This is a genomic window from Candidatus Aquicultor sp., from assembly GCF_054640775.1.
The window spans coordinates 1-13,916 of record NZ_JBTSLF010000070.1 but is presented as its reverse complement, the minus strand read 5'-3'; the positions used below and the strand labels follow the sequence as shown (position 1 = coordinate 13,916).

Below are 13,916 nucleotides of genomic sequence, written 5' to 3'. Positions count from 1 at the left end.
GCCTATTTTCCTAGCTTTATATTACATATCTATTATGTAGTTATATAATGTCTCATACTATATGTTAATAGTTCCTCAGGAGCCAATAGGTAGCTTAGTTAGTGCCTGCCAGGGGTTTTTCCGGTGATAATGCTAGTTACCAGGGCACCTATCGATTAAATAATTTGCAGATTCTTTAATTCGATTGAAGCAATCTATAAGATGCAGCCTATAACTCTATATCTGGATAGGTGTCCAGTGGTTATTCAGGTACTATGGAAATGGCGGCAGGAGTAATTCAGTTTTGAAGAACATATATGAAGAATTAGCGGAGAAGATGAATCCTAATATCATGTGGAGCTACCCCTTCGCAAAGCATGCTTCCGCACTTCCATCCAAAACGTAAACACGAACGCAACGGCGATCGCGAAGAGCCACTGACCGGCGTTTAAATACGTGAGCTTCAAAGCCGAGTGCAGCAGTGGCGTAGTGATCGCGACCACCAAAAGGCCGATGGCCCCGATTGCCCAGACATCCATCGGTCCGTTTGAGAAAAGGCCGAGGCTTGAAAGGGGCTGCCGGTCCGACCTCATATTAAAAGCCAGAAATATATGACCGAACATCCAGGTGGCAAAAGCGGAGCTTTGGGCTACCAGGGTGTTTCCGGTTGTGAAGTTGGCGACCAGGTACACGGTCGAAACGGCCAGAAATAGAGATATGCCGCCTAGAACAATAGTGCGCAGCATAGGAGGATCCATAAAACGCTGGTTCGGATCGCGAGGGAAGCGCATCATAAGGTCTTTCTCGCCCGGCTCGGCAACGAATGCCGCGGAAGCACCGAGATCCATAAACAGCTCGAGAACGATAATCTGGATTGGCGCAAAGGGAAGCGGGATGCCAAGCAGTACGGGAAGCAAGAAAATCGATATCAAGCCCAGCTTTACGGCGAGGTAATAGCGCACACCTTTGCGCAGGTTGTCGTACATTCTACGCCCGCTTTGCACGGCAAAGGCGATTGTAGAGAAATTATCGTCGGTTAGCACCATATCGGCCGCTTCCCGGGCGACATCGGTTCCCGTCTCTCCCATGGCAATACCGATATCGGCTTCGCTCAACGCCGGGGCATCATTGATTCCGTCGCCTGTAACGGCTACCACCTGCCTGTTTCGCTTGAGGACACGCACGATTCTGAGTTTGTTCTCGGGGGTGATACGGGCGAAGATAGAAGTGTTTTTTACGGTTTGTTGTAGCTCTTCATCGCTCATCCGGTCGATCTCTCTGCTCGTTACCACCGTTCCATCGGCGACGATGCCGACGGCTTTGGCAATAGCCCTGGCGGTCAGGGGGTAATCACCGGTAAGCATGAGCACGCGTATCCCGGCATCCTGCGTGGTCCTTATGGCCTGGGCTGCGTCGGCGCGCGGCGGGTCGAGGAACCCGGCAATCCCCACAAACCGTAAATCACTCTCGGCTTGCTCCCTTGTGAGACGCTCGCCGTTAGCGGTTTCTTTATACGCAAAGGCCAGAACACGCAAGCCCTCCTCGGCAAACGCATCGACTTTCTTCAATTCATCCCGTAGTTTCTCGGGAGTCATCTGCGCCACGCCTGATTCGGTAAGGTAGTTTGCCGATCTGCTCAAAACCGCCTCCGGCGCACCTTTTACGTAAACATAGGAGGAGCCGTTTAACTCAAACACCGCCGACATCAACTTAAGCTCCGTATCGAAACTGAACTCATTTCTAAGGTGGAATCGCTGCCGCACTTCCTGCGGCCGCTGTCCCGACTCGATAAATGCCCTGATCAGAGCAACCTCCATGGGGTCGCCGACGAGGCTTAGCTGGCCGTCCTCCTTCTCAAAAATGGAGTCGTTGACCAACACGCCCACTTGAAGAAGCTCTCTGTCCAAAGGCGTCAGCCGATCATTCCCTAACTCGGTAATCCGATTATCGGTTACGATGCGGGAGAGGACCATCTGATTTTCGGTAAGCGTCCCCGTTTTATCGGTGGCGATTACCGTAACGTTTCCCAATGTCTCGGCCGCTCGAAGGCGTTTTACCAGGGCATGCTGCCGGGAGAGCTGCAGCGCCCCCAACCCCAGTACCATGGTGATGATGATGGGAAGTTCCTCCGGGATGGTCGCAAAGGCAAGACTTAGACCGGTGAGCACCATGGTTCTAAACGGGCGCCCCTCAAGAAACCCTATGAGCGGGATGGCGATACTGAAAAACACTGCGACATAGACCAGCCACCCGGCAAGTTCCCGCATTGCCAGCTGTAGGGGGGTTTTTGGCTCTTTTGCCTCCCTGACAAGACCGGTGATGCGCCCTAGCTCCGTCGACATTCCCGTAGCGGTAACGACCGCCCTGCCCTTGCCACGGGTAACGACGGTGCCGGCGAAGACCTCGTTTACCTGCTCGGCCAGGGGAGTTTCTCTGGTAACCGTGGCATTTGCGTTTTTCGACACGGGAACCGACTCACCGGTGAGCGCCGATTCATCGACTTGCAGACCGAATGCCTCGATAAGGCGCCCATCCGCCTGAATTCTCTCGCCGACCCGCAACAGCAGAATATCACCCGGAACCAGATCCTCGGTACGTACCTCCTGGAAGCGCCCGTCGCGGATTACCGGGGCCATGGGCGAAGAGAGTTGCTTGAGCGCCGTGATTGCGTGTTTGGCCCGGTATTCGTTGTAGACCTCGGCAAAGACCAGCGCGACGACGACAAACACGATTGTTAAGAAGTCCCCGAACTTCCCCCAGATACTATAGACAACCGCCACCACCAGGAGCAAAAGTATCATGGGCTCCCGCACTTCTTCCCAAAAGATATCAAGGAAGCTAACGGTACGAGGCTCAACCAGGCGGTTCGGCCCGTACTTCGCGAGCCTTCGCGCGACTTCACTACCTGTAAGGCCTTTTTCCGGGTCTGTGTCGAGAGAACGTATTACTTGTGATACCGGTTGTTCCACCGGCACCAGCTGCTCTTTTAATCGCTCTCGCCCGGATTCGGGTTCCGTCTCTGGTGTTTCTTCAGATATGGGATTTCTTGAAGCCATACGTTGCACCCCGTTCTATGTTTGCGCATTCTTAGTCTAAACGAGTTTCTACTCCTGGTACTTTATACCCATATTAACATGGGCGATCATGCAACGTGCGGACGTTCTTTGCGGGCAGTCTCTTCCTCACCCGGCCTTCCGATTTTCGCCGGCCACCAGTTCACGTCACCGAACACGGCGCCGATGGCGGGCACGAGAATCGCCCTGATGATAAACGTATCGATGAGAACACCGATTGTCACCGCGATACCCGTCTGGAACAAGCTTTGCAGAGGAGAAAGTCCAAGCGCGGCAAAGGTACCGGCCAGGATTATACCGGCAGACGTGATGATGCCTCCCGTGTGCGCCGCCGCTTCCTGCACCCCGAGATGCGTGCCCAACCGGATCGACTCTTCCCTGATACGCGATATCAGAAAGATATTGTAATCCGACCCCAGAGCGACCAGCAGCACGAAGAGAATAATCGGAACGAAGTAGCTCATACCGGCTTGGCCTAGAACATCCTGGAACAAGAAGGTCGATACACTCAACGTCGCACCGTAGCTAAAAATAACGGTCGCCACGAGATACCATGGCGCGACGGCGCTTCGAAGGAGCAATGCCAGGATGATGAGAATCCCGAGGGTGGCAAGGAGTGCGATTCGGATCGAATCGGTATTTATGGTAGATTGGATGTCCGCTGAGTCCGCTGTGGAACCACCGACAATCGCCTGGCCCGTAATAAGCGCCGTATTCCCCGGGATTGGTTTCTTTACCTGCGAGCGGATCTTCTCGATGTCTGCAAAGGCCGCGCTCGAGAACGGCTCTTGCTTGAGAACCGCCGAGGACTTTACCGTACTGTGGTCTTTTGAAATATAGAACTTATTAATCTGACTGAGCTGCGGCGTGCTGTTTACGAGCGCCGTTGAGTACAGGTACTGCCGCGAATCAAACGACTTGCTCAGCGACTGGATGGCATCCTTAAGCTGCGCTAACATTTGGGCTTGGCGAAGTTGTAGCTGCCGCGCCTGTGCGGGTGCAAGACGTTGGGATGATGATGGGACCGGGGTCTTGCCAATCGATGTTAGTATCCCGATAACGCTCTCGTATGAGCGGGTGTTTTTTATGCGCGGGTATTCGTCCCTTAGCTCAGCGAAATATGAGCGCATGGTAGTGAGGTTGCCGGCGGGGGAGGATGATGCCGCCGCTGTGCTTTGCCCCGCCTGCGGACTGCTGCTCAAGGCCTTAATAAACGAATCGAGCTGGTTTTTAACCTGAAACGGTGACGGTTTGCCTACGCCGGCCGGGTGAACAAGGCTGCGAACCTCTGAGACCCCCGATATTTTAGCAAGCCTCCGATCAAACGAGTTGATGGCCGATAATCCCACCGGTCTTAGGACATCCCCTTTTCGCGCCGGCACGAGAACGACCGAGGGCGAGATGTCTCCCCTTGCAAAATTTCGCTGCAAAAGGTTAAATCCCTTAACCGAATCCAGAGACTGGGGAAGTTCCTTTAATGTATCGAATGAACGGTTGAGCCTGGGAAGTTGTGTATAAAAGGCGCCCAATACCGCGATAACCACCACTATCACGATAACCGGATACGTGGTCGTTACCCGCGCCATCTCTCGCCAGACGCTGAACTTACCCTGTGGTTCTTTATTGCCGAACGGCCAGAAGAGGTATCTTCCAAACAGGCTCATCATGGCCGGCGCCAGGGTAAGCGCCGCGATAAGCGCAATGGCGATAGAGAGTGCAAGCGCCGGTCCCATCGTTTTAAACATCCCAAAACGGGCTACCGACATCCCCAAAAACGCAAGAATTACGGTACCCGCAGAAGCGGTGATAACGCTTCCGATCCTCTCCAAGGTATTTGATAAGGCCGCGTGCGTTGTATCGTGCCGTGCTTCTTCCTTGAACCGCGAAATTAGGAATAGGCAATAATCCGTGCCGGCGCCGAATACCAGCACAACGATAAAGGCGTCCAGCAGTGAAGGGATCTTCCAGCCGTTGGCCGCAAGAATCCCCAGAATGCCGCGGCCGACGAAAAACGCGATGGCGATCGTGGTAAGCGGGATCACTATCGCAACGGGCGAGCGGTATACGATCATTAAAACGATGATGACCAGGATGACCGTGGCGATGGTCGTTAAGGATATGCTGTCTTGCAGTGTTTTCGTAAAGTCGGTTAAGATGCCTGATTGTCCGGTCAGGTGTACTTCTAGCCCACCCGGCTTTGCCTTTTTCATGAGATTTCTAACCGAAGCTACCGCATCCTGGGTCTGCGTGCCAAAAGCGGCACCTGATAAGTTGACCTGAATCAGCGCCGTCGAGCGGTCTTTACTTAAAAACTGGCCGGTAAGCTCGGGTCTGTTGGTAAAGGATGTGGCCGATGACACATGCGCCGGCCTGTCGCGCCCGGAGAGCTTATCGGTGAGGTTCTTAACGTATTGGGTATCACCTTTATTGAGGCCCCCTTTACGGTAGATAACGATAATACCGGAGGAGGCCGCCTGCTCGCCGGGGAATTTCTGGTTTAAAAGGTCCCTTGCCTTCACCGACTCGGCGTTAGCGGGAAGAAATGTCGCCTCGTCTGTGGTCCCTACCCTTGAGAGAAGCGGTGCCTTCCAAAGCAAAACGCCTGCCAAAACAAACCAAAAAATAACCACCAGTATGCGGTATTTTACCAAGAAATCCACAAGCGCCTTAAACATTTCCCCAACCCATAATCTAACTATTTGCCTTAACAATCGCCGCGCCCAGGCTATATCTTACTTACCACCGCTAAGTTTTTTTAATCATTATCAACGGTTGAGGTACAACCTACCATCAGGTATTATGGTGATTCTTTACGGTATAATTTGCCAGGTTTCGGGCATACATTGAGAGATGAAACGCGGCTTATCACACATCTAGAAATTGGGGAGCGATATGTCTGAAGCGAGATTAGATATGGATACCTGGCCGGATGAGGAACAGGCTACGGGGCAACAGTCACCCGGAGTGGCGTGGGCTCAGCTGGGGTTCACGTTCGGGGGACCGGCTCTTCTGTTAGCGACAAGTATTGCGGCTGTTCTTACGGGTCTACTTGCGCGGCCTGCTTAATGGGCGGAATCAAGAGGGAAAACAGTCCACCTATAAGGATAAAAATAAGGCCTACGCCAAGTGCACGTCGTGTGGCATCAACAAACGCCCGGTTGATGTCATTTTTTATTGCGGTTGAAATCGGGGGCGGCAGTTTTTTGGGCAGCGTGCCGGTCGCGCCACTCTCGATCGTCACGTTTTTAAGCGTCGAGACGATCGCACCCTTCTCAACACCGGGAATCGAAGGGTCGGCTTGAACGTGGTCGATAATCCTTGCGGTAAGAGTTGTCGCGAGCACCGCACCGATAACGGCGATACCGATGCTCGTGCCGACTTGCCGGACGGTAGCGTTGGTAGCCGAGGCCTCTCCGGCAAACTGGATGGGTACCGAGGAGAGAATCGAGTTGGTGAGCTGGGCGGAGGTCATGCCGATCCCGATGCCGAAGAGCGCAAATCCCGGCGCCAGCGACTCACCAGTCGCGGTTACGCTTATCGATTGACGCAGAACATATGCCCCTGCCAACAGCATGAACATCCCGGTCGTGACCACCCACTTGGGGCCGATTCTCGAAGCGATAATGCCCGAGAGCGGGCCGAAAATAAAAGCGCTGATCGATGAAGCGAGGATAATGAGTCCCGTTTGAAACGCGGTAAGGCCGAGTGCGTTTTGCAAGTAAATCGGCATCACAAAAAAGACGCCGAATTGGCCCAGTATTACGATACCGAGGGTCACAAGACCAAGAGTAAAGCCCCTGCTCTTGAACAAGCGCAGGTCAAGAAGCGGGCTTCCGCCCCGTCGCGCAATGATGTATTCAGCGGCGATAAAAAGGCCCAGGAACACCGCGGCAATTGCAAAAGCAACCGGAATAACCGAGAAGGTAGTGAACGGCCAGCTCCACCCATCGATCGTAAACGGTTTGTTCGGGATGAGCCAGCCAAACCTTCGTCCTTCGATGAGCGCAAAAACAAGACCGGCAAGTCCGATGCCTGAGAACACCGTTCCCAGCCAATCAAAACGTTGACCGCCACGCCCCTTTGATTCCCTGATAACAATCGAGCCGAGCAATGCGATCACCGCGACAAAAACATTGATCCTAAGCGACCATCTCCACGAGTAAAAAGTGGTAAGATATCCGCCAAGAAGCGGTCCGAATGCCGCCGAGGCGCCGGCGACCGACCCCCATACGCCGAAGGCAATGGCCCGCTCCCTGCCTTGAAACTGGCTGGCGAGAAGCGACAGCGTAGAGGTGAGCATCATCGATGCACCTATGGCCTCGATGAACGCTTCACCTAAGAAGAGCACGCCGGCGCTTTGAGAGATGGATGCGATGAACGAGCCGATGGCAAACAACACCACACCGATGCGAAACACCCTCCTGCGGCCGATCAAATCGCCCAATCGACCCATTGTGATAAGCAGGGTTGCGATGATGAGAGCGTACCCGGAGATAACCCACTGCATGGCGTCAAGCGTGGTATGCAAATCACGCAGTATGTACGGAACCGCCACGTTGAGCACGGTATTATCGATAATCACAATCGCAAGACCCGATGCGAGAAACACCAGCGCCAGCCAACGATACCTCTCAGTTGCAAGATTCGATAACGAAACCCTCATCCACGCTCCCATCCGGCTTTCCGCACACCTATTCTTACCCTACTTTTTGCGGCCCATCCCAAGCATCCGTGCATAATAATTGGGTATAGTAACGATGTAACGCAAGCTCTTGTGACACAGCCCTAAAATGTGCACTTATGTTTAAACTGATAAAGTCGGTTACGAAATCAATCGTAAAAGCGGTCAGGGAAGACCCTGAAGTAAAAAAGCTCGTTGCGCGGCATCCGGGCTTTTTTAGCTTTTTGCAGCGCCGGACCGACCCCGATGCCGTTTTCGGGCTCAACCTCACTATCGGCGTAGTTGTCACGGCGTTTTTTATCTTCCTCTTTCTCGGCGTAGCCCAAGACTTAATCGGGCGCGACCCCCTGGTGCGGGCCGACCTACGTGTTGTTAACCTGGTGCAGATCTTCCGCACGCCTTCCTTCAGCAAGGTGATGCTTTTTATAACGTATCTAGGAAAAGGCCAGGTTATATTCATAGGTGTTATCGCAGTGGGTGCAGTACTTGTACTTTTAAAGCGCTGGTACCACCTGATCGCGCTGATCACTTCCGTTGCCGCTGGGGAGTTCCTCGTATACGCCATGAAGGGCCTGTTTCAGAGGTCACGGCCCCCGCTTGTAAACGCGATTGCGCCGGAGCGTAGCTACAGTTTTCCGAGCGGCCATGCCTTTATTGCCATCTCTTTTTATGGGCTTGCCGCATATTTTGTCTTCAGATCGGTAAAATCCACGTTGGCAAAGATACTCACGGTCATTGTTGCCGCCTTCATTATCATCGCGATAGGATTCTCCAGGATATACCTGGGCGTTCATTTTCCTTCCGATGTGTTAGGCGGGTATGCCGCCGGCGCAGCGTGGGTGACCGCCATCATCACTTCGCTTGAGATCCGCATGAGATTCAAGCCGTATAAAGACACCAAACCGTTTGCCGGCAAACGCAGTATCGTGCTGGTCGGAGTCGTAATGTTTATCCTGTGGGCCGCCTATACCGTCTATTACTACGAAACGCATCCCTTTAAAGAACCCGTAAGAGTGCCGGAAAAGCTCGCAGTTCTTACCGTAAGAGACATCCCCGGCAAGCTATTCGTCAAATATCCCAGGGTCAGCGAGGATATTACCGGCAAACCCATGGAGCCGGTCAATATCATCATAATCGGCAGCAGGCCTATGCTGGACAAAGCGTTCAGGAATGCAGGGTGGCGGCCGGCCGATAAGATTTCATTGGCCAGCTTATATAAACTCGCGAGGGCTACCATCCTTAAAAAACCCTACCCACAAGCGCCGGGGACACCCTCGTTCTGGAACGCGCGCCCTAACGACTTTGCATACGAAAAGCCGACTAAGGCCAACAAGGTGAGCCAGCGTGAGCACATTCACTTTTGGAACACGCCGTTTATCCTTAAAGGGGATGGGCGCGTATGGTTTGCAACGGCCCACCTTGATACACGCATCGTCATAAAAAATTCGATTCTGCCCACCCATGAGATCGACCCCAATGTCGACAAAGAACGCGATAAGGTTAAGAACGAGCTGCAACGCACCGGGGATAGCTCATCTACCGGCGTATTTCAGATCGTGCAGCCCACACTGGGGCAAAACCAGGCGGGGAGCAGGTTTTTTACGGATGGAAAAGCGTATGTTATCTATTTAAAATAATGCACGATTCATCGTAGTTGGGTTGAGGCGCGCTTTTTCTAAGCCGCCGAGGGATAGGTGCCAGGGGGCTCGCCCGTCTCGGGTTTTATGGGTAACGGCTTGAGAGCAGAGGTCCTGTCGATGTATAAAAACGCGTCATAGCGGTCGCGCAAGGCAGTTGGGGTATAGGTGGCGAATTCCGCATTGGGATCATATACTACGCCTATCCCCCTGTGGTCCCGCATCTGTGAGAAAAACTGCGATTCCTGGCGATTCGCCGTGAACAATACCATCCGGTTCCTCCCGTCAAAACCATGGAACAGGTGCTCCCAGCTGTCAAACGTCGCCGGTGGAAGGGGCATCTCTTTCATTGGGGCGTCCCAATCATCGGCCGCGATTAGACTGCCCTCATAGGAGCCGAATCCCATCAGGTACGTTCTCTCGGCCCCAAGCGCACCCCGCACGATTTGTCCGATGCTGGTTTGATTGATAGCGACCATATCCGTGGCCTGGGCATCCCCTGCATGGGTGTTGTGGGCCCAAATTATCCCCTTCGCGCTCGTGGTTCTTTCATGAAAATCCATGAGGCGGAAGAACGTGTTGGCCATGTGCCCCTCGCGCACGTTCCAGGCATCCGGGTCACCGCTTAGCGTCGCGCGGTAATAGCGCTCGGCGTTGATGGCGACCATAGCGTTTTGCTCGGCGCTCAGTTTTTCTTCGGCGGCATCCGCAGCGATTACCGGCGGGAGGTGCTCAAGGGTGGACAAAAACCTGACCACTTCATCCTTGTGGGGCTCGGGCACCAACCCCACGCTCCAGGTATGGCCTTCAATGTCACGGCGGGAGGGCTCGAATCGCCGGTAGATCTGCTTGGCCGCGTCTGCCGCATCCGGGACGGTGTCTTTCAGGTACTTTACCGCGGCCCGAAGCGATTCCCAGAGGCTGTAGACATCAAGCCCGTAAAAGCCGACCCGTTGTTCGCCGGGCTGATTCTCGTTGTGCTCTTTCAGCCACGTAACGAATTCCTCTACCTCAGTATTCGCCCATAACCACGTGGGCCAGCGGTTAAACGCACGCAAAACATCCGCTGCGCTCTGCCCCGGTTCGGCTGCGCCTTTAACATAACGGTTCACCTGATAGCATGCAGGCCAGTCGCCCTCTACCGCTACAAAGGAAAACCCTTTCTCTATGATCAAGCGCCGGGTTATCGCGGCCCTCCACTTGTAAAACTCGCTGGTGCCGTGTGTGGCTGTACCGATCAAGACGGCCTGAGCAACGCCGGCCTGCTCGATTAGAGGATCGAGATCGTTTTCGTTTTCAAGCGAATACGAGATAGTTCTTAATGCATCCATCATGTCTATTAGATACCCAAAACAGTCCAAAATAGTCCAAAATAGTTTGCCGGCTCTCATATTTGAGGGTGGTTTCTTAAAGTTATTAGCTTGCGAGTGCCCGTTTTTTCTCCTCATATTCCTTGGAGTCTATCTCGCCCCGCGCATACCGTTCCTGGAGAATCTGCAACGCCCGATCCCTGTTCTCCTCAGGGCGACGCATAGGGCCACCCCTGAACCCTCCAGCAGCATAGATGGCCCCGACTATAATCAACCCGAGCAAGAGAATCATCATAATAAAATACCTCCAATACCGAACCAAGTACTCCAATCGCATGCCATGTGTGAGCCTAATTTTTAGCGCACCAGCGGCCGTTAGCGACCGCCGGTTTTTATATACCGTCAGTATGCGAATCTAAACTCTGATAGCACGCAAAGTGCGATGAAAGCAGTGCAAAGCGGATGAAATCTGCACACAATCCCAGTTTAACCGGTGGATTAATATATACTAGGTGGCCTTTCTTTAGGCCGGTACAAGCGCACAAGCATTGCTAAAACGCCTAGTTAGGGAGTATCCTATAACTTAAAAGGAAATGCTAGGAGGAAGTTCAATGGCCAGTATCCAAATACCCCCACGTTCTCCATGGAGGGCAATGCTCGAAAGTGCGTTTTACGCTAATTCCGTAAGAAAGACGACCATCCCCGAACTTTACGAGCTGGCATTGAAACAACCCGAAGTCATGGCGACATCACAGCCATTCTATAAACCGGAGCAGTTCGACCTTCCAGCGGATGCAAAAATCCTTGTTTCAAATGACGGGGGAATCGTCGGCCGCACGGCCAGGGCCAGGCGATTGGTACGCCAGATGGGGGCAGAGAAGGGCGAATACCTGCGGATACTAAGTGAAGCCGTCTACCAGGTCAACAAACGCGAGGGTCTATGGCTTGAGGCCGTCGTCGGCCTTCATCCCGATTTTGCAATTAAGGCCAATCTCATTAGCCCTGCGACCGATGCAAAGAACATGTTCGACTGGGGGATTAACTTTGCACCATGGATGAAACCATGGACCGATATGTATAAGGATTCCAGGCAAATCAACGAGCCGGATATCCTCGTCATGGCCGATCCGGAGTGGCGTGATGCCAGATTCCCGGACGGGCTTGTCATTATCGACGAAGACGAGAACTGTGCGGCATTGCTCGGGCTTCGCTATTTCGGCGAGAGAAAGAAGGGCACGCTCACGCTTGCATGGACCATTGGAACCAGGCAAAACATGGTCGCTTGCCATGGCGGCATCAAGACCATAGACGAGGAGCCCCCGGTTGCCGTCTTCGGGCTCTCGGGTTCCGGAAAATCATCGCTCACCAACAGCTACGACCATGCCGGCACATTAAACAAAAACGAAAAAGTAACAGTGATCCACGATGATGCGTTCCTCATCGACCTGGACGCCGACAGTACAGTCGCTCTTGAGCCGAGCCTTTTCGACAAGACCGATGCCGTGAAATTTAACGACCCCAGCATCAAGTATTTCTACTCGGCGCAGAACGTTGCCGTGACACAACAACCGGATGGCTCGCGGCTTCTCATGGGCGAAGATATCAGAAACGATAACGGTCGCTGCATCAAGTCGCGCGATATGTTCAACCATGCCGATTCCTGCGCCCGCCCCGGAAGTGTGATCTGGCTGCAAAAAGATCCGTCGTTGCCGCCTGTCAGCAAAATCGCCGATATCGGCCTTGCCGTTGCAATGGGCGCATCACTGAGCACGATGAGGGCTAAAGGCGTTGAGAACGTCCCGGCGGACGAACTTGCGAAGCTCGTTATCGAGCCGTTTGCAAACCCGTTTAGGGTCCACCCGCTCATGGTCGATTGCCAGCAGTTCAGCAAGCTCTTCAAGCTCGGTACCGAGTGCTACGTCATGAATACACATGCCTTCGGACTGCCGGATAAAGAGATAAATATCACGCTACAACTCTCCCTCACCATCGTCACAAATATCGTAAGGGGAACGATCGAGTGGAAAGAATGGGAGACGTTCCCCGGGCTCCTCGTCCCGAAAAACGGCGCCGAGCTATTCGGCGCCGACTACGATGAGAATTTTGAGCCGACCACGGAAAGACCATATATCGAGTTTCTGCGAAAAAGAATGCAGGACCGCATCACATATCTATCGAATAAACGAGACCTCGAAAACGATATGGAGAGCGCGTTCATCGATCCTCTGATCGCGGCAAGGTTGAAACTCGATAAAATGTTGCATCCGATTTAAATCCAGAGAACGCGGCTTTTTAGCGAGCGCTCGCTAAAAAGAATTACGGAAAAGCGTTAGATCCCTCACTCGACAGTATGTAACACTATTTGTTACATACTGTATGACCCTAACGTTGTGTTGTAACGCACCGTGAGTAGTTTCTAATGCAAGAAACGTTTGGCGTGCCGCGCCCTGTAAGTCTTTTTAAAAACGAGCGAAGCACCGATTGCGGTAAGCAGGAGTGCGATGGCCAGCAATAAATTAGTGTCCATTCCGTAGGAGAAATCACTGGCGCCGATCAAAGGGGCTGGGGGTGAGCTGAGTATGGTCGTGCCTTCTACATCGAGCGCATCGATGATCACCTCTGTGCCGGAGGAGGCCACGTTTTTCGTGCCGGTGGCCTCTATCCTTAAGGTGTGAGCGCCCGATGCAAGGTTGTCCGCATTAAAACCGATGTACTGCCAAGGATCCTGTGCGTCGTAGAGATCAACAGACCCCTGCAGCACACCATCAAGATATACATCAGCGATACCCTCGGATGGACCCGTCTTTGTAAGCCACGCGACATGCGTGCCGTTAAACTGATATGTGGCTTCACTTCCAATATTACTTGCAGATTTGTAGCTACTGCCGCTTGCGTATGCTGAAGCCTGCGTGCTCCACGTTCCGATATAACTTATACCGCCGTGTGTTTCATCAATCCCCGTAGCATTCTGCCCAAGCGATTTCTGAGCGTCGATACGCCCGAAACCGAACCGGTCATCCCTCCCTGCCGCCCCCAGATCATGAGCTGCTTCTTGAATCGTCCAAGCGATCTGGTCGGCCGTGCGAGATGGGTACTTAGCGGCGATAATCGCGGCCAGACCGGCGACATACGGGGTTGCCATAGAGGTACCCTGGGCCCAAGCATAGCCACCCCCCAGCCAGCAGCTTAAGATACCGTATGCGGGGTTGGTACCCATATCATCGCCACCCGGTGC

The 13,916-nt window shown here is 53.3% G+C and carries 9 protein-coding genes; 3 read left to right on the top strand and 6 right to left on the bottom strand.

All coding sequences use genetic code 11. The features are described 5' to 3' along the window. Positions 1-329 precede the first annotated feature (329 nt). Together ACYC56_RS07395 and ACYC56_RS07390 are read right to left on the bottom strand one after the other, a co-directional pair. Positions 330-3,035, bottom strand: a complete 2,706-nt coding sequence (locus ACYC56_RS07395) for a cation-translocating P-type ATPase (protein WP_461373541.1) — start codon at positions 3,033-3,035, stop codon at positions 330-332. An 86-nt stretch (positions 3,036-3,121) separates the two neighbouring features. After that, complete coding sequence (locus ACYC56_RS07390; RefSeq protein WP_461373540.1) at positions 3,122-5,728, bottom strand: MMPL family transporter; 2,607 nt, start codon at positions 5,726-5,728, stop codon at positions 3,122-3,124. A gap of 217 nt (positions 5,729-5,945) precedes the next feature. Between ACYC56_RS07390 and ACYC56_RS07385 the strand changes: the two genes are divergently transcribed. After that, entirely contained in the window at positions 5,946-6,119 is a 174-nt protein-coding gene (locus ACYC56_RS07385; protein WP_461373539.1) for a hypothetical protein, read from the top strand. On the opposite strand, the gene ACYC56_RS07380 is transcribed toward ACYC56_RS07385, so the two are convergent. Beyond that, complete coding sequence (locus ACYC56_RS07380) at positions 6,091-7,716, bottom strand: MFS transporter (RefSeq protein ID WP_461373538.1); 1,626 nt, start codon at positions 7,714-7,716, stop codon at positions 6,091-6,093. The genes ACYC56_RS07385 and ACYC56_RS07380 overlap by 29 nt on opposite strands. A 137-nt stretch (positions 7,717-7,853) precedes the next feature. Between ACYC56_RS07380 and ACYC56_RS07375 the strand changes: the two genes are divergently transcribed. After that, the gene (locus tag ACYC56_RS07375; protein WP_461373537.1) at positions 7,854-9,371 is read left to right on the top strand and encodes an LssY C-terminal domain-containing protein; all 1,518 of its coding nucleotides are present in this window, start codon (positions 7,854-7,856) and stop codon (positions 9,369-9,371) included. Between the two features lie 38 nt (positions 9,372-9,409). Here ACYC56_RS07375 and ACYC56_RS07370 read toward each other — a convergent pair whose 3' ends face one another. Both ACYC56_RS07370 and ACYC56_RS07365 read right to left on the bottom strand, forming a co-directional pair. After that, positions 9,410-10,705, bottom strand: coding sequence for an erythromycin esterase family protein (locus ACYC56_RS07370; RefSeq protein WP_461373536.1), 1,296 nt, complete (start codon positions 10,703-10,705; stop codon positions 9,410-9,412). A gap of 82 nt (positions 10,706-10,787) precedes the next feature. Continuing rightward, positions 10,788-10,976: an SHOCT domain-containing protein gene (locus ACYC56_RS07365; RefSeq protein ID WP_461373535.1), complete on the bottom strand. Its 189-nt coding sequence runs from the start codon at positions 10,974-10,976 to the stop codon at positions 10,788-10,790. A 316-nt stretch (positions 10,977-11,292) separates the two neighbouring features. Between ACYC56_RS07365 and ACYC56_RS07360 the strand changes: the two genes are divergently transcribed. Next, positions 11,293-12,954, top strand: coding sequence for a phosphoenolpyruvate carboxykinase (ATP) (locus ACYC56_RS07360; protein WP_461373534.1), 1,662 nt, complete (start codon positions 11,293-11,295; stop codon positions 12,952-12,954). A 143-nt stretch (positions 12,955-13,097) separates the two neighbouring features. Here the strand turns inward: ACYC56_RS07360 and ACYC56_RS07355 are convergent. Further along, on the bottom strand, positions 13,098-13,916 hold an 819-nt coding region (locus tag ACYC56_RS07355), incomplete at its 5' end, for a S8 family serine peptidase (protein ID WP_461373533.1).

Excerpts from the sequence above, each read along its gene's own strand:
- ACYC56_RS07395 (WP_461373541.1), bottom strand. The coding sequence starts at position 3,035 with ATGGCTTCAAGAAATCCCATATCTGAAGAAACACCAGAGACGGAACCC.
- ACYC56_RS07390 (WP_461373540.1), bottom strand. The coding sequence starts at position 5,728 with ATGTTTAAGGCGCTTGTGGATTTCTTGGTAAAATACCGCATACTGGTG.
- ACYC56_RS07385 (WP_461373539.1), top strand. The coding sequence starts at position 5,946 with ATGTCTGAAGCGAGATTAGATATGGATACCTGGCCGGATGAGGAACAG.
- ACYC56_RS07380 (WP_461373538.1), bottom strand. The coding sequence starts at position 7,716 with ATGAGGGTTTCGTTATCGAATCTTGCAACTGAGAGGTATCGTTGGCTG.
- ACYC56_RS07375 (WP_461373537.1), top strand. The coding sequence starts at position 7,854 with ATGTTTAAACTGATAAAGTCGGTTACGAAATCAATCGTAAAAGCGGTC.
- ACYC56_RS07370 (WP_461373536.1), bottom strand. The coding sequence starts at position 10,705 with ATGATGGATGCATTAAGAACTATCTCGTATTCGCTTGAAAACGAAAAC.
- ACYC56_RS07365 (WP_461373535.1), bottom strand. The coding sequence starts at position 10,976 with ATGATGATTCTCTTGCTCGGGTTGATTATAGTCGGGGCCATCTATGCT.
- ACYC56_RS07360 (WP_461373534.1), top strand. The coding sequence starts at position 11,293 with ATGGCCAGTATCCAAATACCCCCACGTTCTCCATGGAGGGCAATGCTC.